The sequence below is a fragment of the Blautia sp. An249 genome (assembly GCF_002159835.1).
Classification (GTDB): domain Bacteria; phylum Bacillota; class Clostridia; order Lachnospirales; family Lachnospiraceae; genus Blautia_A; species Blautia_A avistercoris.
The window spans coordinates 114705-138568 of record NZ_NFJL01000006.1 but is presented as its reverse complement, the minus strand read 5'-3'; the positions used below and the strand labels follow the sequence as shown (position 1 = coordinate 138568).

The following is a 23864-nucleotide window of genomic DNA, read 5'->3' as shown; positions in this document are numbered from 1 at the left end:
TTTCCCCGCTATCCTTCCTGTTTCCGGTTATACTGGTTCATAGCCGCGTCCACACCGTCTTTTAAGATCATTTCCACCGCATCGCAGGCTCTCTCTATGGCGTTATCCACCAGTTTCCTCTCTTCGGTGGAAAAACGCCCCAGCACATAATCGGCCAAATCCCATCCTTTGGGCTTCGCCCCTACGCCCACCTTTATCCGGATAAATTTCTGGGTGCCAAGCTGCCGGATCAGATCTTTGATTCCGTTGTGGCCTCCTGCGCTGCCCTGCTTTTTGATTCTTATCATTCCCGGTTCCAGATCAATGTCGTCATAAATGACGATCAGTTCCTGCTCGTAGGAAACTTTAAAGTAATCTGCCAGGGCTTTCACCGGGCCTCCGCTTAAATTCATGTAGGACAGGGGTTTTGCCAGAATCACTTTTTCTCCTTCCAGAACTCCCTTTCCGTACATGGCGTTAAACTTCACCCAGCCTCCGGGAATCTGACGGCGATCCACCAGTTCGTCGATGGCGTCGAATCCCATATTGTGTCTGGTCTTTTCATACTGTTTTCCTGGATTTCCCAGTCCTGCAATCAAATACATGTTTTCCTCCGTTAATTAAAATATACCATTTCCTCCGGCAGGGGATCGCAGGGCTGTACATGTTCCGCATAAAGAACGATCCCTTTGCCCCGGTAGGCGGCCTGCTGCTCCACCTTTATCCGGGCGGTAACTTCCACCCACTGCCCTTCCTGCAGCTTGGGCGCATACCCGCTTTTGCAGATATAGCCCAGAAACGTGGTATCGTCTGCACAGCAGGTCATGGCCGTTCTTCCCGGTACGAAGCATTTGGCCTGCATGGCTTTGGGTTTCAACACCCGTCCTTTGAATTTTACTGTTTTATCCACATAACGTTCCGGATGATCCATCGTATCCACAAACCAGATTCCATAATCTTCCGGTAATATCTCAATCACGTCCGCCTCCAGATCGAAGGGCATTCCGTCTCCGAAAATATCCTCAATCTCTCCTTCGTCGTCCTCGAAAATGATCTCTGCTTTCTGATTGGCTACCTTAATACCTCTGCGGTAAGAAGCCAGAGGATCCCCCTCTTTGCATCGGTTAAATACAATCATTTCCGCATTACGGACCATATCCATAAACTGGGATTTCATATTATTCATATAGACAGAATAGGTGCTGGCGTCCACAATGGTAATATGCTGGGCAATTCCCCATCCCTGGGGAAGCTGCATCTGTTCAAACTTACTGGCCAGCCACATTCCATTATATTCTATAATCACTCTTTCCGGATTATGAAGAATGTCCATGGCCTGTAGTCTCTCAGGCGTCAGGTCTTCTTCCTTTTCGATAATCTCCACTACGGTGTCTGACACTTCCAGGACCGAAGGATCGTATTCCACTTCCCCTTCCTCACATAAAATCAGCAGGGTTCTTCCCTCTATGCAAAAATAGTCCTGCTCCAGAGTGAACTTCAGAAAAGAGGTCTTTCCGCTCTCTAAAAAGCCCGTAATAAAATAAATGGGAACACGGATTTCGTCCATTTTTCTCCTCCTTATACTCCAAATAACTCTGCCAGTTTCTCTTCTTTCAGTTTTGACCCGATGACACAAATACGGCCTGTATAGTCCGGAGCGCCTGTCCGGATTTCCACCTCTCCCGGAACCATATCAAAATAGGTCCATTCTCCCTGGGAATCGGAAAGCATTCCTTTGGCCCGCAGAATCATGCCGAACTCTTCAGAAGCTGACAGGAGTTCCAGTTTTTTCTCTATTTCTTCCTTCTCAAACTTTTTCGTTGTTTCTCTGCCCCAGCTTGTAAAGACCTCGTCTGCATGATGATGGCCATGATGGTGATCATGATGACAATCGTGGTCATGATGCGGACCATGCTCGTGATCATGGTGGTGGTCATGCTCATGGTGCGGGCCATGCTCGTGGTCATGGTGGTGGTCATGCTCATGGTGCGGGCCATGCTCATGGTCATGGTGATGGTCATGCTCATGGTGCGGACCATGTTCATGGTCATGGTGGTGATCATGGCCGTGGATATGGCCGCATTCCGGGCATACTTCTTCTTCCAGAAGCTCCTGCTCCAGGGAAACCGGGTTTTCCATGACTTCCAGAATCTTTTTACCCGTTAAATTTTCGATGGGAGTGGTAATAATGGCAGCCTTCGGATTTATGCTTCTTAACAGTTCCATGCACTGCTGGGCCTTTTCTTCGTCCACAAGATCCGTACGGCTTAAAATAATCGCTCCCGCATACTCTACCTGGTTGTTGAAAAATTCCCCGAAGTTGCGGATATACATTTTGCACTTTTTCACATCCACCATGGTGGTATAGCTGTTCAGAGTGATTTCCACTTCATTCTGCACGCCCTGTACCGCCTTGATTACGTCAGATAACTTTCCTACTCCGGATGGCTCAATTAAAATCCGATCCGGATGGTACGTATCTACCACTTCTTTCAGGGAAGCTCCGAAATCTCCCACCAGAGAACAGCAGATACAGCCGGAATTCATCTCCCGAATCTGAATCCCTGCCTCTTTGAGAAAGCCGCCGTCAATGCCGATTTCACCGAATTCATTTTCAATCAGAACTACCTGCTCTCCTGAAAAAGCTTCTTTTAACAGTTTTTTGATTAGTGTAGTCTTACCGGCCCCTAAAAAACCGGAAATAATATCAATCTTTGTCATAGCTGTCTCCTCTCACAAATTTTAACCAGCAGTCGTTAAAGACCCCTGGTTATTTTTTTCCTTTATTTTGCTGCAATACCGCAAAAGCCTCTCTTTTTTCTATACTTGGCAAAATGCACAAAATATAAAACAGAGGGATATGACTATCTAAAATCTCTTTCAGATTCCTCACATCCCCCTTGTTTCGCTTTGCACTACGCTTTTGTCAGTTATCAGCCGTTCAGCATGAAGTCCATTAATTTTTCTACGTCTTCTGCGTCTGATGCAACCAGTTCCAGTTCCGGAATTTCTCCATTGGAGAAAATGGTTGCCAGAGAAACGTATTTTGTAAGCTGTGATTTCAGATTTAAGCGGTCGCCTTCTCCTGTCACTAACTCTACTCTTCCTTTGCAGCTATCAACAACTTTAAAAAACTTTTCAACATCTGTAATATTGGATACTTTCATTTTTGAAATCTCCTTTCCAATTTTATTGAAACTTTAATTATTCATCACTTCGCGGTAATTATACCCCATTCTGTGAGGAAATGCAAATCATTTCCTTTATTTTCCCGAAACTATTCAGCCATAGGGCTGTCCGTGAGAGAAAATCATGCTCGCATGATTTTTCAATCGGGCAGACCTATGAGCTGAGCGCAATAGTTACGCTCTTTCTAGTACAGGAATACGGCAACTCCGTACGGCGGCAGTGGGTGCGCCATGGAGAACGGACGGTTGTCGCACTCTTTCTTTTCTGCCTGGTAAACCTTAGGCTTATCCAGCAATCCGTTTTCATCCATAATCAGCTTGTACTGTTTCTTTCTGGGCACTCCTACCCGGTAATCCGGCCGCTCCATAGGTGTAAAGTTACATACAAACAACAGGTTATTTCTCTTGGTAGGTGACTTCCGTACAAAACTGAAAATACTTCTGTCTCCGTCATTGGCGTTTATCCACTCGAATCCTTCCGGATTGGTATCCATTGCGTAAAGAGCCGGATATTTTCTGTATATTTTCAGCAGGTCACGCACAAAGGACTGCAGATCCTGATGATTTTTCTCTCCCAGAAGGAACCAGTCCAGTTCCCTCTTCTCACTCCACTCCTGAAGCTGTCCGAAATCCTGTCCCATAAACAGCAGTTTCTTTCCCGGATGGCCGGTCATAAAGGCATAGGCTGCCTTCAGATTCTTAAACTTGTCGTCCAGATAACCCGGCATCTTGTTGACCATCGAGCATTTTAAATGAACCACTTCATCGTGGGAAATTACCAGAATATATTTCTCACTGTAAGCATAGGTCATGGAGAAGGTCATCTTATTATGATTGTACTTTCTGAAATAAGGATCCTGTTTCATATACTCCAGGAAATCGTTCATCCATCCCATGTTCCACTTCAGAGAGAATCCCAGTCCGTCTTCTTCCGCTTTTCCTGTTACCATGGGCCACGCGGTAGATTCCTCGGCGATCATGACGGTTCCGTGATTTCTTCCTAACACTACCGTATTCAGGTGTTTGAAGAATTCAATGGCTTCCAGGTTTTTGTTCTCGCCGTATTTATTGGCAACCCACTCGCCGTCTCTCTTTCCGTAATCCAGATAAAGCATGGAGGCAACCGCGTCCACGCGAAGGCCGTCCACATGACATTCCTCCACCCAGAACAGAGCGTTGGCAATGAGGAAGTTCTTCACCTCCGGTCTGCCGTAATTGTAGATCTTGGTTCCCCAGTCGGGGTGCTCTCCCTGTCTGGGATCGGCATGTTCATATACGGCATATCCGTCGAAGTTGGCAAGTCCATGGGCGTCTTTGGGGAAATGGGCGGGAACCCAGTCTAAAATAACCCCGATTTTCTGACGATGCAGATAATCCACCATGTATTTAAAATCCTGGGGCGTTCCGTACCGGGAAGTAGGCGCATAGTATCCGGTTACCTGGTATCCCCAGGAACCATCGAAGGGATGCTCTGCAATTCCCATCAGTTCTACATGGGTATACCCCATCTCTTTCACGTATTTTGCCAGTTCATGGGCAAATTCCCGGTAATTGTAGAATCCGTCCTCATCTTCTTCTGTGAGAGGATGTTTCTTCCAGGAGCCGGGATGCACTTCATAGATTGCCATAGGCTGCACTTTTTCATCGAACTGGGGACGATTTTTCATCCAGGTTTCATCTTTCCAGGTATAGTCCGCGATATTGGTTACCCGGGAAGCCGTGCCCGGACGAAGCTCTGCCGCATTGGCGTAGGGATCCGCCTTATACAGTTCTTCCCCATTGGCGCCGATAATGTAATACTTATATAAATCTCCCAGTTTGGCCTCGGGAATAAATGCCTCGTAAATCCCCATAGGTCCCAGCTTTTTCATGGGATTTGCTTCTGTATCCCACTGGTTAAAATCTCCGATTACCGATACACCCTTTGCGTCCGGCGCCCAGACAGCAAAATAGATACCTGTTTTTCTCCCTCTCTTGGCAGGATGGGCTCCCAGTTTCTTATAAATGTCATAATGTACCCCCTGACCGAACAGATACTGATCCAGTTCTGTAATTTCAATTTTCTCTGTTGTAGCTTTCTTCTTCATTAAGCTCCCTCCCTGTCAATGAAATTCTAATAATTTACTTTCGCTGGGCTTGAGCGTCAGAAGAATTTTCCCATTCTCTGGCTCCCATACCTCATCGTCTGTAAGACTTCTATATGTTTTTTCCGAAAACGGCGCCGGTATCTGTATCTTCGCCTCTTGTTCATCATTATTTACAGCCGCTATAATACCGCTGTCTCCCTGTATCCTGGCATAGGCATACTGCCGGTTGGTTAATACAAGCTCTTTGTATTCTCCATTGGAGCAGGCCGGATACTCCCGGTGAATTTTCCCCAGAAGCTGTATCCATTCCATCAGCTCCGGATTGGGGACTTCTTTTAACACTTCTTCCAGATTTACCGCCGGCCTTAAATAATCGTCGTTGGGGCCTTCTTTCTTCCCTTCGATTCCCCATTCTGATCCATAATAAATGGAGGGAATCCCCGGAAGGGTGTATAAAAGAGTATACACCAGGGGAAGATGTTCTTTATGGGTCAGCTTGCTTGCCAGACGGTCCACATCGTGATTATCCACAAAGGAATAAAGCTTCGCCCCTTTATAAATGCCTCCGTTCTGATCGAACTGGCGCCTTATGGTATGGGCAATTTCAAAGTAGTTGTGATCATTATGGCCGGAATACAGTCCTTTATGCAGTTCGTAATTGGTCACGCTGTTTAACATCCCGGGCTTTACATAACGGCTGTAATCCCCGTGGATCACCTCGCCCATCAGCCAGAAATCTTCTTTCCTGGCATCCACGTACCTCCTCATCTCTTCCATAAAGGAGAAATCCAGGCAGTCGGCGCAGTCCAGGCGGATGCCGTCGATCTGAAATTCCTCAATCCAGAAACCGATTACGTCCAGAAGATACTCTCTGACTTTCGGCTCCCATAAATTCAGGTTTACTAATTCGAAACAGTTCCTCCAGGCCTCGTACCCGAATCCGTCATGATAGGGGTTATCCCAGCCGAAATTGATCCCTTTATACCAACTGCAGTAGGGAGAGTTTTCTCTGTTTTTCTGTATATCCCGGAAGGCAAAAAATTCTCTTCCTGTATGGTTAAACACACCGTCCACAACGATCTTAATCTTCCGTTTATGAGCTTCTTCTACGAATTCTTTAAAATCCTGGTTGTCGCCCAGACGTCTGTCTACTGATTTATAATCTTTTGTATCGTACCCATGAGAAGTCGATTCAAACAGGGGTCCTATATAAATGGCCGTGCAGCCCAGTTCTTCAATGTGGGGCAGCCATTTTATCAGTTCCCGGAAGCGGTGTTCTGCCGGTCCGCCCTCGTTCACCCGGGGAGCGCCCGTCATCCCGATTGGATACATGTGGTAAAACACTGCTTCCTCATACCATTTTCCCATTTTAAATCCTCCTAACATTTAATATGTCCTTCGAAGTCTGATTCTGTCGGATTCATGGTGATTTTGTACACCTTTTACTATAAAATCCAGAAACATTATAGCATAAATTATAATATATCCAAATAGCTCCGTCAACGAAATCCAACACAGATACCAAAAAAATATAAGAGGAGATGCTCTTATTTAAACATCTCCTCTTCTGTCTTTTCCTATTCTTCACTGTCCGGATTCTCCTGATAATCCTCTCCGGATGAATCGTCTGTGCTGTTTATCTCTTCGGCTTCCTCATTGCTGGTGCTCTCCACATAGTCTTCATAAACTTCGCCGTCTCCTTCGTCTTCTGTGTAATCTTCTTCCGTATAATCATCCTCAGAAGAGGAACCGGTTAAACTCTCTATGGTAGACGGCCAGAAATCGGAATACGATTTTCCTGCTTCCAGACTGACTCCCTTGGCTTCTGCCAGCTCGCTGACCGTTACCAGTTTATATCCCTGATCGATTAACATCGGAATCAGCTCAATGGCGGCGTCCACCGACGGCTCATGTATATCATGCATCAGAATAATGGAACCGTCGCCCAGGGTTTCATCATTCATAATGGAATCAATATCTGCCTGTGCATCCAGCAGTTTCCAGTCCAGACTGTCTGTAGACCACATAAAGCAGGGCAGTCCCACTGCGCTCAGTATGGAATCATCCTGGGCTCCGTATGGAGTACGGGCCACCGTAGCAGGCGATCCGCAGGCATCTTCCAGAGCCTGATTGGTCTTCTCAAACTGTTCGGATACCTGATCCAGACCCAGAGTGGTAAGCTGGGGATGACTCCAGGAATGATTTCCCAGTTCACAGCCGATTTCCTGCATTCTCTTGGGCGCATCCGGATAATTTCCAACGTTCTGTCCCAGCATAAAGAAGGTTGCATGGGCGCCGTATTCCTCCAGACAATCCAGAAGACGATTGGTATACTCGCCCGGACCGTCGTCAAAAGTCAGGGCAATCATCGGCCGCTGCTTCTGGGGATCCAGGGTTCCGTCATCGTTAAAGTAGTAATCCTGGGATCCATAAGTGGCCCATCCGCTCTCCAGATAACCATTCTCATCAAATCCATATGTACTGCCGTCGATTTCTGCCATGCCGCCTGCATAGTAGGAACCATCGGCATTCTGATACCATTTTCCATTCTCGTCTTCCTGCCATCCTACCGATGTGGAAGAAAGTTTTCCCGCGTCTGCTTCTCCTTTTATGGGCTGGCGGATGGCTGCCGAAGGATCCGCTTCCTGGGTCTTCGCCTGTACCTCCTGAGTCGTTCCTTCTTCCTTTCCTCCCAGCTTTCCCGTAATCGGACCGATAATTCCTTTCACCACGAAGACCACCAAAAGGACGGCTGCCACCGCACAGAAAACCAGCTTTGTTATCTTACGTATCAGCAACTGCCTCCGCTTCTGCCGCATTCTCCGCTGTATCACTCTTTTGTCCATTTATATAAACCTCTATCCCTTGAATTGAAATTTCCCATTTATCATACACCAGGCCTGTACAAAATACAATTCGTTTCCGGGAGAAAATTATTAAAAAACCGTTAATTTCTGCCACCCATTTTTTACGTTTCTTTTATCTCTTAAATTACCTGCAGCAAATCCAGGTTTTCACTTAGAATTAACAGATCTGCTTCTTTACCGGGAGTGACTGAGCCCACCGTTTCATAAATCCCAATGCTTTTGGCAGGATTTCTGGTTGCTGCAAAAACCGCCGTCTTCAGCGGGATACCGAAGCTGTGTACCGTCTTCATCACATCGAACAGGTTGGTGGCTGATCCGGCGATGGTCCCGTCCTTTAATGTGGCTTTCCGGTCTTTCACCTGTACTTTCTGTCCCCCCAGCTCGTAAGTTCCGTTCTCCATTCCCGTGGCCATCATGGAGTCGCTGATCAGGCAGACTCTCTCTTCCCCGAACATACGGAAAATACTGCGAACCATGCCGGGGTGAATGTGCAGCCCGTCCCCGATCAGTTCCACCATACAGGAATCGTCGTCTGCCGCCGCTCCCACCAGTCCCGGTTCCCTGTGTGCAAAGGGGAGCATGGCATTAAACAGATGGGTAACATGATGGGCTCCCAGTTCCATGGCTTTTTTGCAGGTTTCATAATCTGCCCCTGTGTGTCCCAGGGAGATGCAGGTTTCCCGGTGCAGCTCCTCAATGAAGCGCTCCGCTCCCCTGGTATTGGGCGCCAGGGTCACCAGTTTAATCCGATTGCCGCATTTTTCATTACATTCCCGGAAAAATTCCACATCCGGTTCCACGATATACCCTTCCACATGGGCGCCTTTTTTCGCCGGATCAATGAAGGGGCCTTCCATATTAATGCCTGCTACACGGGCACCTTCCCGATAATCTTCCACTTCCCGCACCGTCTGAAAAATCTTTAAAAGCTGTTCTTTGGGAAGTGTCATGGATGTTGGACAGTAGGAAGTTATTCCATGATCTTTCTGGTATTTCAGAATAATTTTCAATCCTTCCGAATCTCCGTCTGAAAAATCATGGCCGAACGCTCCGTGGCTGTGAATATCCACCAGGCCCGGAATCACCAGTCTTCCGCCGGCATCTACCACACTTTTATCTCCGATTTGATCCTCGGACCGGGCGATTTTATGATTGTCATCTATATATAGATCCTTTTGTACAAAATTTCCGTCTTCCTGAAAAACCTTTCCATTTTTAATGATCATAGGGCTTCCTCCTTCTTCTTTGTTCCCACTTATTTTTTCTTATTATAGACAGTGTTATTCTTCTTTTCAATATCAGCCATAATAATTGCAAATACTTTCACCCTTTATGCGTTTTTCCTATAACTGCCCAAGGGTAAACGGGGCAAATCAGGTAATTTTCACGTATATGTTGAAAGTACTTTCAAACTCGTTTCTCAATATTGAAATTATTTTCTTGAAGTTCTATACTGAGAGCAGAAAAACACAGAAGCAAATAACAACCGAAAGGAGAGGCGAACTATGGAACCTTATTTACAGGCATTAAAAGGACATCTGATCGTTTCCTGCCAGGCTCTTCCTCATGAGCCTTTACATTCTTCTTTCATCATGGGACGCATGGCGCGGGCCGCAAAGGAAGGCGGCGCTTATGGTATCCGTGCAAATACCAGAGAAGATATTGAGGAAATTAAGAAAAATGTGGATCTTCCTGTTATCGGAATTGTAAAACGGGATTACCCGGACAGCAAGATCTATATCACTCCTACTATGAAAGAAGTGGAGGAACTGATGGAGGTAAAACCGGAGATTATCGCTCTGGATGCAACCAGGGAGGTACGTCCCGGAAATCTGTCGCTGGAAGACTTTGTAAAAGAGATTCGCGCCAAATACCCCGGTCAGAAGCTTATGGCTGACTGCTCCACAGTAGAAGAAGCTCTCTATGCGGATAAACTGGGATTTGATTTTATCGGAACCACTCTGGTAGGATATACCGACCAGAGCCGTGGAGATAAAATCGAGGCAGACGATTTCAAAATCATCCGTACCATTCTGGAGAAGGTTTCTCATCCGGTCATTGCAGAAGGAAACATCAATACGCCCGAGAAGGCGAAACGGGTAATCGAGCTTGGCTGTTTCAGCGTGGTTGTAGGCTCTATTATCACACGGCCTCAGCTTATCACCAAAGCTTTTACCGATTGTCTGTCTGAGTTAGATAAATAAAAAAATTAAAATATATATGTCCCGGGGGACAGGAAGGAGATTCTTATGGGTAATTTAGAAAAGTACAAAGGAGTTATTCCCGCATTCTATGCATGTTATGAGGATAATGGAGACATCAGTCCGGAAAGAACAAGAGCCCTGACTCAGTACTTCATCGATAAAGGAGTAAAGGGTGTTTATGTCTGCGGTTCTTCAGGAGAATGTATCTACCAGAGCGTGGAAGACCGGAAGCTGACACTGGAAAACGTTATGGCTGTGGCAAAAGGCAAACTGACCGTTATTGCACACGTAGCCTGCAACAACACCAAAGACAGTATGGAACTGGCAAGACATGCGGAAAGCCTGGGGGTTGATGCTATCGCTTCTATTCCGCCTATTTATTTCCGTCTGCCGGAGTACTCCATCGCCGCTTACTGGAATGCAATCAGCTCTGCTGCACCGAACACCGATTTCGTTATTTACAACATTCCTCAGCTTGCAGGAACTGCCCTGACCATGAGCCTTCTGGCTGAAATGAAGAAAAACCCGCGTGTAATCGCAGTGAAGAACTCTTCTATGCCGGTACAGGATATTCAGATGTTTAAGGCAGCCGGCCAAGACAACTTCATGGTATTTAACGGTCCCGACGAACAGTTCATCAGCGGACGCATCATGGGCGCAGAAGGCGGAATCGGCGGTACTTACGGAGCTATGCCTGCTTTAATCCTGAAGATGGATGAACTGGTACGGGCAGCTAAAATGGAGGAAGCCAGAGAAGTACAGTACGCCGTAAACGAAATTATTTACAAATTATGTTCCGGCCGCGGCAACATGTATGCCATGATTAAAGAGGTGCTTCGCATCAACGAAGGACTGGATATCGGAAGCGTCAGAGAACCGCTCACCGGATTAAACGAAAATGACAAAGAAATCGCAAAAGAAGCCGCCAGGATGATTCAGGATGCGATTGCAAAATACTGCTAAGAAAAAATATTGGAAAAACAATATGAGGGAGGTAAGTTATGCAGGGTTTTACCGTTATTGATTTAGTGATTCTGATTGTATATCTGGCAGCCGTTTTATTTGCCGGTTTACATTTTGCCAAAAAGGAAATGAAGGGAAAAGAATACTTTAAGAGTGATGGAACCGTTCCGTGGTGGGTAACCTCCGTATCCATCTTCGCTACCTTATTAAGCCCCATTTCCTTCCTGTCACTGGCAGGAAACTCTTATGCAGGAACCTGGATTATGTGGTTTGCTCAGCTTGGTATGCTGCTGGCAATTCCTGTAACCATTAAGTTCTTCCTGCCCATTTACAGCAAGCTGGATATTGATACCGCTTATCACTATCTGGAACTGCGTTTTAACAGCAAGGGACTTCGTGTTCTGGGCGCCGTTATGTTCATCATTTATCAGATTGGCCGTATGTCCATCATCATGTATCTTCCATGTATGGTGCTCTCCAGCCTGATGGGCGTAAACGTGAATATTCTGATTATTATCATGGGTGTAATTGCAATTATTTACTCCTACACCGGCGGATTAAAATCCGTGCTCTGGACCGACTTTATCCAGGGTTCCGTCCTGTTAATCGGCGTAACCTTCGCGGTTATTTTCCTGATTGCACATATTGACGGAGGAATGGGAGCTGTTATGGACAGCCTGACAGCAGGACATAAATTCCTGGCTCCGGATGAACCGATTTTCAACATTAACATCCTGAAAAACAGCGTATTCTTAATGATTGTGGGCGCCGGATTCAACACCATGGGCTCCTATGTATCCAGCCAGGATATTGTTCAGCGTTTCACAACCACTACCGATACCAAAAAATTAAACAAAATGATGCTCGCCAACGGCGGATTATCTATCTTCATTGCAACTGCTTTCTACTTAATCGGTACTGCACTGTATGTATTCTACCAGGTACAGGGCAATCCTCTGCCTCCTGCAGCACAGCAGGATCAGATTTTTGCATCCTGGATTGCATTTGAGCTTCCGGTAGGTGTAACCGGACTGCTCCTGGCCGCTATCTATGCAGCCGCTCAGTCCACCTTATCCACAGGTCTGAACTCTGTGGCATCCAGCTGGACTCTGGACATCCAGGAACGTCTTTCCAGGAAACAGTTAAGCTTTGAAACACAGACTAAAATCGGCCAGTATGTATCTCTTATCGTAGGTATCTTCTCAATTGTTGTTGCCATGGTTCTGGCAAACGGCGGAGTTACTTCTGCTTACGAATGGTTTAACGGATTCATGGGACTTGTTCTCGGTATCCTGATTGGAAGCTTCATTCTCGGCGCATTTACAAAGGTTGCAAACACCTTTGGCACCACACTGGCATTTATCGCAGCATCTGTAGTTATGGTCTACATTAAATACTTTGTACCGGCGGAAAACGTATCCATCTGGTCTTACTCCATTATCTCTATCGCAGTATCCCTGGTGGTAGGTATTCCTGCAAGTATCATCTGGAGAAAAGTAAAAGGCGATACATCTGTTCCGGATTTGTCCACAACCATATACAAAAAATAATCTGTTCAGGGAGGTATTTCCATGATTTTTGCAAATAAAAACGACCTTAAGGATTATCCGTTTTTAGAGGAAGACATTAAACAGTGCTTTGCTTATGCCGCTTCTCATAATCTGGCAGAACTGGAAAAGGGAAGTTACCCCATCGACGGCGACCGGCTCTTTGTAAATATTGTAGAGTATGAAACCACCGCGGCCTCCAACCGTTTCTGGGAAGCTCACCGCCAGTATCTGGATCTCCACTTTATGCTGCGGGGGCCGGAACAGATTGACTTAAACTTTATTGACAATATGGAACAGAAAGAATACGTTCCAAAAGACGACTTCCTTCCGCTGGAGGGCGATCCCAACAGCCATGTTGTACTGGAAGAAGGCGATTTCTTAATCTGCTATCCCAAGGACGCACACCGAACTGCCGTCCAGGTTGGGGAGCCGACAGTCATTAAAAAAGCCATCTTTAAAATTCTGATTCAGAAATAAGTCAATTACAAGACTGTCTCAAAAACAGAGGAACTTCTTTTTTGAGGCAGTCTTCCTGTGTTATAATATAGGAAATGGAAAAAGAAAGGTTCGATTATATTTATGAAAGAATATATTTGTATTGATATTGGAGGTACTTCCATCAAACACGGAGTCATCCGGGAAGACGCTTCTTTTCTGGAAACCGGCGAGCAGCCCACCCAGGCCTGGCTCGGGGGACCCTCCATCATGGAAAAAGCCCGGGAAATTGCGGGAAATTATCTTCAGAATTATCATCCGGAAGGCATCTGCATTTCCACTGCCGGAATGGTAGACTGCCAGAAAGGAGTGATTACCTATGCGGCTCCTCTGATTCCGGATTATACCGGAACTCCCATAAAACAGATCATGGAGGAAGCTTTCTCCCTTCCCTGCGAAGTGGAAAATGATGTAAACTGTGCAGGACTCGCGGAAGATGCTTTCGGCGCAGCCCGCAAAACCTCCTTAAGCGTCTGCCTGACCATCGGAACCGGTATCGGCGGAGCCATTATTATGGATCATAAGGTCTTCCACGGATTCTCCGGAAGCGGCTGTGAAGTGGGATATATGCATCTTCCCGGCGGTTCCTTCCAGGAGCAGGGGGCAAGCAGTATCCTGGTTAAAAAAGTGGCCCAGAAAAAAGGCTGTGACAGCCAGTCTCTGGACGGCCGTAAAATCTTCCAGGCAGCTAAGGAAGGCGATCCCGTCTGCATTCAGGCCATCGGGGAAATAACTGAGATTCTGGGGATGGGAATCGCTAATATCTGTTACGTACTAAACCCGGAAATCGTTGTGCTGGGCGGCGGCATCATGGCGCAGAAAGAATACCTGGAAGAGAAGATTTCCAACGCCCTGGATAAGTATCTGCTTCCTTCCATCCGGAAAAATACCCGCCTTGCTTTTGCACAGAATCAGAACCAGGCCGGCATGCTGGGCGCCTTTTGTCACTATCGGAAACTGCACAGTTAAAGCGTTAAAACCATATAAGAGGAATCCCTATGAAAAAGTACGAGAAAAACATTCTTCCTTATATAGAATCCATCTACAGCACCTTTACCCCTCTGGAAAAAACCATTGCCGATTTTTTCCTGAATAATCATGAAAAAATGGATTTTTCCTCCAGACATATATCCGCTCTGCTCTACGTATCGGAGCCCTCCCTCTCCCGCTTCGCCAAAAAATGCGGATACCAGGGCTACCGGGAATTTCTCTTTTACTACCAGCGCAGCCTGGAAGCGCAGAGCTCGGAGCCCGTCCTTACAGACAATTCTGCCAAAATCGTTCTCACCACCTACCAGGAGCTTCTGAATAAAAGCTATTCCCTGGTAGACGAACGGCAGATGGAGCGTCTGTGCCAGATCATTTCTGAGAAAAAGCGGATTTTCGTCTACGGAAGGGGAAGTTCCGGCCTGGCGGCTCAGGAAATGCAGTTTCGTCTGATGCGAATCGGAATTCCCATCCAGTGCATTACCGATACGGATCTGATCCGTATGAATTCTGTCTTACTGGACGAGCAGTGCGCGGTTATCGGCATCAGTGTCAGCGGCCGTACCAATGCCATTTTAGACTCTCTGAAAACCGCCCGGGAAATCGGCGCCGCCACCATCCTCTTTACCGCCTATAAGCAGAAAGATTTTCCCCGGTTTTGTGATGAAATTATTCTGTGCGCGGTAAAAGAAAATCTGGACAACGGCAAAGCTATCTCCCCTCAGTTTCCCGTTCTTGTCATGATTGATTTATTCTATGCCCATCTCCTGAAATACGACACCATCCACCGGGAAGCCCTCCACGACTACACACTGAAAGTCCTGTCTGCAAAAGAGCCTCCAACCCGGCAATAACGGGGGCTTCTTTTCAAATTTTCATTCTGATCCGTTTGCTTTTTCCCTTCGTTCTATTTATAATAAAAGAAATATGCAAAAAAGAGGTATCAAGACTTATGAAAGGAAAATTTACCCGAAATTCTGTTATTCTGATTGTGGGTTCCCTTTCTCTGGCCGCCGTAGTGATTTTCGGAGGAACTTATCTCTATCTGGACCGCCAGAAAACTTCCGGTTCTTCCCAGACTTCTGCCTATGAACGGGAGGGCGGCGTACAGAGACAGGCTCAGGCCACTATAGCGCCTACATCTGCTCCCACTCCCACCAGTGAACCGGCGGTTGTGGCGGCTGCCGAAGAGGTACAGGAGCCTGAGAACGCCATCCATCGGTATGAATATATCATTGCAGACTGTACCTGGGAACAGGCCTGGCAGGATTGTATCAATCGGGGCGGTTATCTGGTCCGGATAGATTCGCCTGAAGAATTTGAACACATTATCACTGAAATCACTGCCAATGGCTACGATAAAAAAGTCTTCTTCCTGGGCGGACGAAGAGAAACCACTTCTTCTGAGTATTATTGGGTGGATGACAAAAATGTGATCACCGGCTCTCCCTTAAACAGTCCCGACTGTTCCATTTACAATTACTGGATGATGGGCGAGCCCAGTTATCAGGATGGAAACATTCCGGAAAACTGTCTGATGACTTTTTTCTACGAGAGTGAAAGCCGCTGGGTGATCAACGACTCTCCCAACGAAGTACTGGCTTTCGTTCCGGATTATCAGGGAAAGATAGGTTATATTTGTGAATATGAACAATAGAACAAAGAAAATACTGACCGGATTTCTGACCTTTCTCCTGCTGGTGATTACTGTCATCTGTTTCTGGACTGTTCACAGGATGCTGAAACCTGACCCCGGGGCTTCCGCCCGGGCTTATGAGAACTCAGAGAGTACCGGTTCCGGCTTCTTCACAGATTCCGAACAGTCTCAGGAAATACAGAAAACCGGAGAAACAGAAGAAACCGGCGCCGTTTTGGAAGTTACGCCCAAATCCGCTTCCACAGAAGAACTTATGAAACAGAAAATACAGAACCTGTTATCTTCCATGACTACGGAAGAAAAAGTTGCCCAGCTATTTATTATTACGCCGGACGCTCTCACCGGAGGTTCAGGTGTAACGGCTGCAGAGGAATCTGCCCGTACTGCTTTTGAGACTTATCCGGTGGGAGGAATCGTTTATTTTGAGAACAATCTGGCTTCTCCTGAGCAGATACGGACTATGAATCAGAATTTTCAGTCCATCAGCCAAAATCGGCTGAATCTGCCTCTTTTTCTTACAGTAGATGAAGAAGGAGGAACGGTCACCCGTCTGGCCTCCAATCAGCAGATCGCCCAGGCGCCCGACTATCCCATTACCGATGTGGGCAATATGTGCGATATAGGAGCGTCAGGTGATCCCTCCCTCTCTTATGAGGCGGGACTTACCCTCGGGGGCTATTTATCCCATTACGGATTTAATGTGGACTATGCTCCGGATGCAGACGTGCTGGTAAACCCGGAGAATACTGTCGTGAAATACCGCTCCTTCGGAAGGGATCCCCAGATGGTCTCCCAAATGGTAACGGCACAGATAGAGGGATTTGCCCAGACAGGAGTTCTGACTGCTCTGAAACATTTCCCGGGACACGGTGCCACTTCCGAGGATTCCCATGAGGGATTTGCCTATTCGGACCGGACTCTGGACGAGCTGAAAAGCTGTGAGCTTCTGCCTTTCCAGGCCGGAATTAAGGCCGGCTGCTCCTTTGTTATGGTAGGGCATATTTCCCTTCCCTCTGTTACAGGAGACGTTCCCGCTTCCCTCTCAGAAGAACTGGTCACCGGACTTCTCAAAGAGGAGATGCACTTTGAAGGGATTGCTGTTACCGACGCCATGAATATGGGCGCCATCAGCGGAAACTATTCTTCTTCTGAAGCTGCTGTCGCCGCCATCCGGGCGGGTATTGATATGCTTCTTATGCCCGCAGATTTTTATTCTGCCTATGAAGGGGTCTTACAGGCTGTTTCCGACGGAACCATCTCCCAGGAACGGTTAAACGATGCTCTTACCCGTATTTTACAGGTAAAATTAATACAATTACAGTCTGAAACGTAAAGGAGGTATTATGGATAATAAACCCAGTCTTAACTTCATTCTCTTTCTGGTTATTGCGGTCCTCTGCATCCTGTCCATCGGCCTGCTGGGGCTGACCACCCTGAAGAATATCCAGCTTACCGAAGAACAGGTGGCTACCACAGCCGAAAATATTAAGAAAGAAAAGGAAATCCTGGCGGATTTAAAAGAACAGCTCCAGGAACGGGCGAAACTGCAGGCCGGCGCAGATACCCTTTCCAGTCTGTCCAAAACCAAAGAGGAAAGCCAGGGAAATCCCAGTCAGGAACCGGCTCAGGAAACCGCAGAAGATACCGGCGAACTCTCTGAAGGAGATTCTCAGAACAAAGCTTCCGTCTTTGATCAGGCCTCAGAAGCTGTCACCGAATCGAAAGGAAAGATAATTGGTATTGATCCCGGACACCAGGGAAGCTGGGTGGATATGAGCGCCACAGAGCCGGACGGCCCGGGTTCTTCCAATATGAAAGCCAAATCCAGTACAGGTACCCAGGGAACTTATACCGGACTGAACGAATACGAGCTGAATCTGGATGTATCTTTAAAACTGAAAGAGATTCTGGAGGAACGGGGCTACCAGGTAGTGATGACCCGTACCGACAACGATACAGCCATCAGTAACGCGGAACGGGCCCAGATGGTTGCCGAAAACGGGGCGGACATCTATGTACGGATCCACGCCAATGGAGACGATTCCCATACGGTCAGCGGCGCGCTGACCATGTGTCCCACCCAGAATAATCCTTATGTGAGCGCACTCTACGAGGAAAGCAATCGCCTGTCTCAGTGTATTTTAGACGCTTACTGCGCGGCCACCGGATTTTCCAACAAGGGAATCCAGTATGTGGACAACATGACGGGAATTAACTGGAGTGAAGTTCCTGTAACCATACTGGAGATGGGATTCATGACCTATGAATCTGATGACCTTCAGATGGCGGACAGTGAATTTCAGAATACCATGGCCCAGGGAATTGCAGACGGCATTGACGCCTATTTTGGATACTAATTTGTAAAGGAGATTCATATGAAACTAAGAAATATTATCATTATTGTACTGTCTGTTATCGTTCTGGCTTTCAGCGCACTGTTTCTGATTTCTCTTAACAGACTGACTGATTTAAAAGCAGAAGTTGCCAGTCTGTCTGACCAGGTGCAGGAAATCGCAGATGAAGCCTCTTCTCTGGCCTCTCAGAGCGCCGCAGACAACAGTCAGACCACAGCACAGGCAGACACGGATACGGCTGCCAACCAGACAGCCCAGGCTGACGATGCCTCCCGGGAAACAGAGGACTCGGATAAGGAAACTGCAGAAATTGCCCCTCCTTCCGGTTTCTCCCAGTTAGAGCAGGAAGAGGCGGCTCCTATCACCGACGACTTATCCAATCTCCAGAGCCAGCTGGAACAGATTATCGGAACCTTTTCTGACGGTACCTGGTCTGTCTCTGTTACAAATCTGATTACCGGAGCTACCTGCCAGATAAACAACGGCCAGATGCAGGCCGCCAGTTTAATTAAGCTTTATATCATGGGCGCTGTTTATGAAAATTATTCGGAGATCACCTCTGCAAATGATTCCAACACTGTGGACTCTCTGCTTCGCTCCATGATTACGGTCAGCGATAATGAAGCTGCAAACCAGCTGGTATCCATGTTAGGCGGAGGGGATTCCGGTGCAGGTATGGCAGTGGTCAACACTTACTGTCAGGAACACGGATTCAGCGAGACCCACATGGGCCGCCTCCTCCTGGCTTCCAATGAAAGTGATGATAATTATACCTCCGCAGCCGACTGTGCCAAGTTCTTACAGGCCGTTTATCAGGGAGATCCAAGCTTCTCCAATACAGATTCCATGTACGCCCTGTTAAAGGCCCAGGAGAGGGTGAATAAAATCCCTCAGGGAATTCCCACGGCAGACGGCGCAAAGGTAGCAAATAAGACAGGAGAACTGGATACGGTAGAAAACGACGCAGGTATCGTCTATGAGTGTCCCCGTACAGACTTTATCGTCTCTGTTATGTCCGAGAATCTCTCTGATGTCTCCACCGCTCAGGGAAACATTGCAACGATTGCCCGTCTGGTATACGGATACTTTAATGAATAAGAAAAACCCGTGAAGCCTGCCTCTCTGTGAGGTTCTTCACGGGTTCTTTTTCTGTTCTGACCTGTCTCTTTTATTTTCTGCAGTTATAATACTCTTCAAACTTCTTTTTCGCCTCTCTGTACCTGGAACGGCTGATGGGTATTTTCAGCTCTTCTTCGGAAAGCAGCACTCCCTCTGCTGAGAACTTCCGGGCAAATTCCATGTTAATAAGATAACTCTGATGAGTTCTCAGGAAGTAATCCGGCAGCATCGCCTCCAGGTGATCCATCTTCATATAAATCACATAAATTTTTTCTCTGGTTACAATCTTTACAGTACGCTTATTGCTCTCCACATAAATAATCTTATGACATAAAATCCTCTGTACATTTCCCTTGCAGGAAACCACAATACTTTCCTGATCCTCTGTCTCCTCTTCCAGTAACATGCGGGAAATCCGGAACGCTGACAGCCCTTTGATTTTCTTATCTTTTATGATTTGCTGCAGTTCCTCCAAGGAGGAAATATCTTTTGTATTTTTTAATGCATCCTGAATCTGTCCGGCCCAGTCTTCACTATCCGGCAAATCCAGGTCATATAGTAATATTCCTCTCATTTTATCTCCTCTGTTTTTTCTGTTTGAAACAGTTTTTCTATATAAATTATATTATACTTAATTTACCCCCCCCCAACAGTTTTTTATGTCATTTTTGCTCCCGAAAATTACAAAAGGCAGAGCCTGGGCGGCTCTGCCTGTATTTTTATTCATCTGAATCGGTCACATATTCCTGCATATCTTCTTCGATTTCCAGTTCCTCAGGAGAATCTTCTTCAGAAATTATCACCGGTTCTTCTAAGAGTTCTTCCTCTTCCTGTTCTTCTTCCACACTTGTGTCCAGACGAATGTCACTGTAACGCTTCATACCGGTACCTGCCGGAATCAGCTTACCAATAATAACATTTTCTTTCAGACCAATCAGCGGATCCACTTTTCCTTTGATTGCTGCCTCTGTCAGAACCTTGGTGGTTTCCTGGAAGGATGCTGCGGATAAGAAGGAATTGGTTGCCAGGGATGCTTTGGTAATACCCAGCATTACCTGTTTGCCTTCTGCCGGTTCCTTGCCCTCTGCTTCCAGTTCTTCATTTCTTTCCTCAAATTCCAGTACGTCAACTAAAGTTCCCGGAAGGAATTCCGTATCTCCGTTGTTCTCGATGCGGATTTTCTTCAGCATCTGACGGACAATCACTTCGATATGCTTATCGTTGATTTCAACACCCTGGAGACGGTAAACTCTCTGAACTTCCTGGATCATGTAATCCTGAACGGCACGTACACCCTTAATCTTCAGAAGATCATGGGGATTTACGCTACCTTCTGTCAGCTCGTCGCCCGCTTCCAGTACCTGTCCGTCCATAACTTTAATTCTGGAACCATAAGGAATCAGATAGGTCTTGGAATCTCCGGTCTCCGGATCATTTACGGTAATTTCCCGTTTCTTCTTGGTGTCGCTGATAGTGGCAACACCTTTAATCTCTGTTATAATGGCAAGTCCTTTGGGCTTTCTTGCCTCGAAAAGCTCTTCCACACGGGGAAGACCCTGGGTAATATCACCGCCGGCCACACCTCCGGTATGGAAGGTACGCATGGTAAGCTGTGTACCTGGCTCACCGATGGACTGTGCCGCAATAATACCTACAGATTCTCCAACCTGTACGGATTCTCCGGTTGCCATATTTGCACCGTAACATTTTGCACATACGCCCACTTTGCAGCGGCAGGTCAGAATGGTACGGATTTTCACTTTATCAATGGCTCCGCCTGTTTCGTTGCTTACGCCCTCTTTCATAATACGGGCCGCACGTTTCGGCGTAATCATATGATTTGCCTTTACCAGAACTTCTCCGTCTTTGTTCTTAATCGTCTCACAGGAGTATCTTCCGGTAATACGTTCCTGAAGTTTCTCGATCTCTTCCCGACCGTCCATAAAGTCTTTGACATACATTCCGGCGATTTCTTCTCTGCCTTCGCAGCAGTCCGTCTCACGGACAATCAAATCCTGGGAAACGTCAACCAGACGTCTGGTCAGGTAACCGGAGTCGGCGGTACGAAGGGCTGTATCAGACAGACCTTTACGGGCTCCGTGGGCGGACATGAAGTATTCCAGTACGTCCAGACCTTCACGGAAGTTGGACTTAATAGGAAGTTCGATGGTATGTCCTGTAGTATCGGCCATCAGACCACGCATACCTGCAAGCTGTTTAATCTGCTTATCAGAACCACGGGCTCCGGAGTCGGCCATCATGAAGATGTTGTTGTATTTATCCAGACCGGACAGCAGGGCGTGTGTCAGCTCATCGTCTGTCTTCTTCCAGGTTTCCACAACTTCTTTGTAACGCTCTTCTTCCGTAATCAGACCACGCTTAAAGTTCTTGGTAATAACGTCTACTGTATCCTGGGCGTTCTTAATCATTTCCGGTTTCTGAGGCGGCACGGTCATATCGGAGATGGATACGGTCATAGCCGCGCGGGTAGAATATTTGTAACCCATGGCCTTGATAGAATCCAGAACTTCTGCTGTCTTTGTTGCTCCGTGGGTATTGATTACTTTCTCCAGGATCTGCTTTAACTGTTTCTTTCCAACCAGGAAATCAACTTCCAGAAGAAGTTCATTGCCCGGAATGCTTCTGTCTACGAATCCTAAATCCTGAGGAAGGATTTCGTTAAATAAGAATCTTCCCAGTGTGGATTCCACATTTCCCTCAACGGTTTCTCCATTTGGCATGACTCTGCTGCAGCGTACGGAAATTTTAGACTGCAGGGTAATGGCTTTGTTTTCGTATGCCAGAATGGCTTCGTTCACACTCTTGAAGTATTTTCCTTCTCCCGGATAGCCAGGGCGCTCCTGGGTCAGGTAGTAAATACCAAGGACCATATCCTGGGAAGGAACGGCCACAGGACCGCCGTCAGACGGTTTCAGCAGGTTGTTGGGTGACAGCAGAAGGAAACGGCACTCTGCCTGAGCTTCCACAGAAAGGGGAAGATGCACTGCCATCTGGTCACCGTCGAAGTCTGCGTTGAATGCGGTACATACAAGGGGATGAAGCTTAATGGCTTTACCTTCTACCAGAATCGGCTCGAAGGCCTGAATTCCCAGACGGTGCAGAGTAGGCGCACGGTTTAACATAACCGGATGTTCTTTAATTACATCTTCCAGCACATCCCATACTTCCGGCTGAAGCTTCTCCACCATTTTCTTGGCATTTTTAATATTGTGTGAAGTTCCGTTAGCTACCAGTTCCTTCATAACAAAAGGTTTGAAAAGCTCGATGGCCATTTCTTTCGGAAGACCGCACTGGTAAATCTTTAACTCCGGTCCTACGACGATAACGGAACGTCCGGAATAGTCTACACGTTTTCCCAGCAGGTTCTGACGGAAACGTCCGGATTTACCTTTCAGCATATCGGAAAGGGATTTCAGGGCGCGGTTTCCGGGTCCTGTTACGGGACGGCCGCGGCGGCCGTTATCAATTAAGGCATCCACTGCTTCCTGAAGCATACGTTTCTCGTTGCGGACGATAATGTCCGGCGCGCCCAGCTCCAGAAGCCGTTTCAGACGGTTATTGCGGTTAATAATTCTGCGGTATAAGTCGTTTAAGTCAGAGGTTGCGAAACGTCCTCCGTCCAACTGCACCATAGGACGCAGATCCGGCGGAATTACCGGGATTACGGTCATAATCATCCATTCCGGACGGTTTCCGGATTCCCGGAAAGATTCCACTACTTCCAGTCTTTTAATAATTCTGGCCCGTTTCTGTCCGGTGGAATCTTTGAGACCTTTTTTCAGTTCCTCGGCTTCTTTTTCCAGATCTATGGCTTCCAGAAGCTCTTTGACTGCCTCGGCTCCCATTCCTACGCGGAAATTGGCGTCCGGCTGGCTTTCCCAGGCTTCCTGGTACTCTTTCTCTGTCAGAACCTGTTTATACTGGAGATTGGAAGTACCGGGGTCCAGCACAATGTAATTGGCAAAATACAGTACTTTTTCCAGGGTTCTGGGTGATAAATCCAAAATCAGACCCATTCTGGAAGGAATTCCCTTAAAATACCAGATATGAGAAACCGGCGCAGCCAGTTCAATATGGCCCATACGTTCCCTGCGGACGCTGGATTTGGTTACCTCTACGCCGCATCGATCGCAGACAACGCCTTTATAGCGGATTTTCTTATACTTTCCGCAATGGCACTCCCAGTCTTTGCTGGGTCCGAAAATCTTTTCACAAAACAACCCGTCTTTTTCCGGTTTCAATGTCCGGTAGTTAATTGTCTCCGGCTTTAAAACTTCGCCTCTTGACCATTCTCTGATTTTCTCAGGGGACGCCAATCCGATCTTGATGGCATCGAAAGTCATTGGCTGATAGGTTTCATTTGTATTATTCGTTCCTGCCATGTATTCTTTCC

20 protein-coding genes are annotated in these 23864 nt (G+C 47.0%); 10 read left to right on the top strand and 10 right to left on the bottom strand.

Going from position 1 to position 23864, the window contains the following annotated elements; genetic code table 11:
• Positions 1 to 8 precede the first annotated feature (8 nt).
• The 8 genes from pth to nagA all read right to left on the bottom strand — a co-directional run bounded on the left by pth (position 9) and on the right by nagA (position 9347).
• Positions 9 to 584, bottom strand: a complete 576-nt coding sequence (gene pth, locus B5F53_RS07780; RefSeq protein WP_087222071.1) for an aminoacyl-tRNA hydrolase — start codon at positions 582 to 584, stop codon at positions 9 to 11.
• Positions 585 to 595: 11 nt separating this feature from the next.
• Entirely contained in the window at positions 596 to 1546 is a 951-nt protein-coding gene (locus B5F53_RS07775) for a TIGR03943 family putative permease subunit (RefSeq protein ID WP_087222069.1), read from the bottom strand.
• Positions 1547 to 1557: 11 nt separating this feature from the next.
• A complete protein-coding gene (locus tag B5F53_RS07770; RefSeq protein WP_087222067.1) occupies positions 1558 to 2700 on the bottom strand; it encodes a GTP-binding protein in 1143 nt (380 codons plus the stop codon).
• 212 nt (positions 2701 to 2912) lie between these two features.
• Positions 2913 to 3146: a polya polymerase gene (locus B5F53_RS07765; RefSeq protein ID WP_087222065.1), complete on the bottom strand. Its 234-nt coding sequence runs from the start codon at positions 3144 to 3146 to the stop codon at positions 2913 to 2915.
• Positions 3147 to 3352: 206 nt separating this feature from the next.
• Positions 3353 to 5254 (bottom strand): 1,4-alpha-glucan branching protein GlgB, encoded by a 1902-nt coding sequence (gene glgB, locus B5F53_RS07760; RefSeq protein ID WP_087222063.1) that lies wholly within the window; start codon positions 5252 to 5254, stop codon positions 3353 to 3355.
• A 15-nt stretch (positions 5255 to 5269) separates the two neighbouring features.
• Positions 5270 to 6622: an alpha-amylase family glycosyl hydrolase gene (locus B5F53_RS07755; protein WP_087222061.1), complete on the bottom strand. Its 1353-nt coding sequence runs from the start codon at positions 6620 to 6622 to the stop codon at positions 5270 to 5272.
• 209 nt (positions 6623 to 6831) lie between these two features.
• Positions 6832 to 8100, bottom strand: coding sequence for a polysaccharide deacetylase family protein (locus B5F53_RS07750; protein WP_087222059.1), 1269 nt, complete (start codon positions 8098 to 8100; stop codon positions 6832 to 6834).
• A 140-nt stretch (positions 8101 to 8240) separates the two neighbouring features.
• Positions 8241 to 9347, bottom strand: a complete 1107-nt coding sequence (gene nagA / locus B5F53_RS07745) for an N-acetylglucosamine-6-phosphate deacetylase (protein WP_087222057.1) — start codon at positions 9345 to 9347, stop codon at positions 8241 to 8243.
• Between the two features lie 279 nt (positions 9348 to 9626).
• Here nagA and B5F53_RS07740 point away from each other — a divergent pair, with 279 nt between their 5' ends.
• The 10 genes from B5F53_RS07740 (at position 9627) to B5F53_RS07695 (ending at position 19429) form a co-directional block, all read left to right on the top strand.
• A complete protein-coding gene (locus B5F53_RS07740; RefSeq protein ID WP_087222055.1) occupies positions 9627 to 10325 on the top strand; it encodes an N-acetylmannosamine-6-phosphate 2-epimerase in 699 nt (232 codons plus the stop codon).
• Between the two features lie 45 nt (positions 10326 to 10370).
• The gene (locus tag B5F53_RS07735; RefSeq protein WP_087222053.1) at positions 10371 to 11288 is read left to right on the top strand and encodes a dihydrodipicolinate synthase family protein; all 918 of its coding nucleotides are present in this window, start codon (positions 10371 to 10373) and stop codon (positions 11286 to 11288) included.
• Positions 11289 to 11326: 38 nt separating this feature from the next.
• Positions 11327 to 12838 carry a sodium:solute symporter gene (locus B5F53_RS07730; protein WP_087222051.1) on the top strand — a complete coding sequence of 504 codons (1512 nt, stop codon included), beginning with the start codon at positions 11327 to 11329 and terminating at the stop codon, positions 12836 to 12838.
• 21 nt (positions 12839 to 12859) lie between these two features.
• On the top strand, positions 12860 to 13315 hold the full coding sequence (locus tag B5F53_RS07725; protein WP_087222047.1) for a YhcH/YjgK/YiaL family protein: 456 nt from the start codon (positions 12860 to 12862) through the stop codon (positions 13313 to 13315).
• 102 nt (positions 13316 to 13417) lie between these two features.
• Entirely contained in the window at positions 13418 to 14302 is an 885-nt protein-coding gene (locus tag B5F53_RS07720) for an ROK family protein (protein WP_087222045.1), read from the top strand.
• A 29-nt stretch (positions 14303 to 14331) separates the two neighbouring features.
• Entirely contained in the window at positions 14332 to 15174 is an 843-nt protein-coding gene (locus B5F53_RS07715) for a MurR/RpiR family transcriptional regulator (RefSeq protein WP_087222043.1), read from the top strand.
• A 98-nt stretch (positions 15175 to 15272) separates the two neighbouring features.
• Complete coding sequence (locus tag B5F53_RS07710; RefSeq protein ID WP_087222041.1) at positions 15273 to 15977, top strand: C-type lectin domain-containing protein; 705 nt, start codon at positions 15273 to 15275, stop codon at positions 15975 to 15977.
• A complete protein-coding gene (locus tag B5F53_RS07705; RefSeq protein ID WP_087222039.1) occupies positions 15967 to 17310 on the top strand; it encodes a glycoside hydrolase family 3 protein in 1344 nt (447 codons plus the stop codon). The genes B5F53_RS07710 and B5F53_RS07705 overlap by 11 nt, the downstream gene beginning before the upstream one ends.
• 10 nt (positions 17311 to 17320) lie before the next feature.
• Entirely contained in the window at positions 17321 to 18334 is a 1014-nt protein-coding gene (locus B5F53_RS07700) for an N-acetylmuramoyl-L-alanine amidase family protein (RefSeq protein WP_087222037.1), read from the top strand.
• An 18-nt stretch (positions 18335 to 18352) separates the two neighbouring features.
• Positions 18353 to 19429, top strand: a complete 1077-nt coding sequence (locus B5F53_RS07695; RefSeq protein ID WP_087222035.1) for a serine hydrolase — start codon at positions 18353 to 18355, stop codon at positions 19427 to 19429.
• A 70-nt stretch (positions 19430 to 19499) separates the two neighbouring features.
• Here the strand turns inward: B5F53_RS07695 and B5F53_RS07690 are convergent, their stop codons facing one another.
• Together B5F53_RS07690 and rpoC are read right to left on the bottom strand one after the other, a co-directional pair.
• Positions 19500 to 20024: a LytR/AlgR family response regulator transcription factor gene (locus B5F53_RS07690; protein WP_087222033.1), complete on the bottom strand. Its 525-nt coding sequence runs from the start codon at positions 20022 to 20024 to the stop codon at positions 19500 to 19502.
• A gap of 145 nt (positions 20025 to 20169) precedes the next feature.
• Positions 20170 to 23853, bottom strand: coding sequence for a DNA-directed RNA polymerase subunit beta' (rpoC, locus tag B5F53_RS07685; protein WP_087222031.1), 3684 nt, complete (start codon positions 23851 to 23853; stop codon positions 20170 to 20172).
• Between the last annotated feature and the right edge of the window lie 11 nt (positions 23854 to 23864).

Excerpts from the sequence above, each read along its gene's own strand:
- pth (WP_087222071.1), bottom strand. The coding sequence starts at position 584 with ATGTATTTGATTGCAGGACTGGGAAATCCAGGAAAACAGTATGAAAAG.
- B5F53_RS07775 (WP_087222069.1), bottom strand. The coding sequence starts at position 1,546 with ATGGACGAAATCCGTGTTCCCATTTATTTTATTACGGGCTTTTTAGAG.
- B5F53_RS07770 (WP_087222067.1), bottom strand. The coding sequence starts at position 2,700 with ATGACAAAGATTGATATTATTTCCGGTTTTTTAGGGGCCGGTAAGACT.
- B5F53_RS07765 (WP_087222065.1), bottom strand. The coding sequence starts at position 3,146 with ATGAAAGTATCCAATATTACAGATGTTGAAAAGTTTTTTAAAGTTGTT.
- glgB (WP_087222063.1), bottom strand. The coding sequence starts at position 5,254 with ATGAAGAAGAAAGCTACAACAGAGAAAATTGAAATTACAGAACTGGAT.
- B5F53_RS07755 (WP_087222061.1), bottom strand. The coding sequence starts at position 6,622 with ATGGGAAAATGGTATGAGGAAGCAGTGTTTTACCACATGTATCCAATC.
- B5F53_RS07750 (WP_087222059.1), bottom strand. The coding sequence starts at position 8,100 with ATGGACAAAAGAGTGATACAGCGGAGAATGCGGCAGAAGCGGAGGCAG.
- nagA (WP_087222057.1), bottom strand. The coding sequence starts at position 9,347 with ATGATCATTAAAAATGGAAAGGTTTTTCAGGAAGACGGAAATTTTGTA.
- B5F53_RS07740 (WP_087222055.1), top strand. The coding sequence starts at position 9,627 with ATGGAACCTTATTTACAGGCATTAAAAGGACATCTGATCGTTTCCTGC.
- B5F53_RS07735 (WP_087222053.1), top strand. The coding sequence starts at position 10,371 with ATGGGTAATTTAGAAAAGTACAAAGGAGTTATTCCCGCATTCTATGCA.
- B5F53_RS07730 (WP_087222051.1), top strand. The coding sequence starts at position 11,327 with ATGCAGGGTTTTACCGTTATTGATTTAGTGATTCTGATTGTATATCTG.
- B5F53_RS07725 (WP_087222047.1), top strand. The coding sequence starts at position 12,860 with ATGATTTTTGCAAATAAAAACGACCTTAAGGATTATCCGTTTTTAGAG.
- B5F53_RS07720 (WP_087222045.1), top strand. The coding sequence starts at position 13,418 with ATGAAAGAATATATTTGTATTGATATTGGAGGTACTTCCATCAAACAC.
- B5F53_RS07715 (WP_087222043.1), top strand. The coding sequence starts at position 14,332 with ATGAAAAAGTACGAGAAAAACATTCTTCCTTATATAGAATCCATCTAC.
- B5F53_RS07710 (WP_087222041.1), top strand. The coding sequence starts at position 15,273 with ATGAAAGGAAAATTTACCCGAAATTCTGTTATTCTGATTGTGGGTTCC.
- B5F53_RS07705 (WP_087222039.1), top strand. The coding sequence starts at position 15,967 with ATGAACAATAGAACAAAGAAAATACTGACCGGATTTCTGACCTTTCTC.
- B5F53_RS07700 (WP_087222037.1), top strand. The coding sequence starts at position 17,321 with ATGGATAATAAACCCAGTCTTAACTTCATTCTCTTTCTGGTTATTGCG.
- B5F53_RS07695 (WP_087222035.1), top strand. The coding sequence starts at position 18,353 with ATGAAACTAAGAAATATTATCATTATTGTACTGTCTGTTATCGTTCTG.
- B5F53_RS07690 (WP_087222033.1), bottom strand. The coding sequence starts at position 20,024 with ATGAGAGGAATATTACTATATGACCTGGATTTGCCGGATAGTGAAGAC.
- rpoC (WP_087222031.1), bottom strand. The coding sequence starts at position 23,853 with ATGGCAGGAACGAATAATACAAATGAAACCTATCAGCCAATGACTTTC.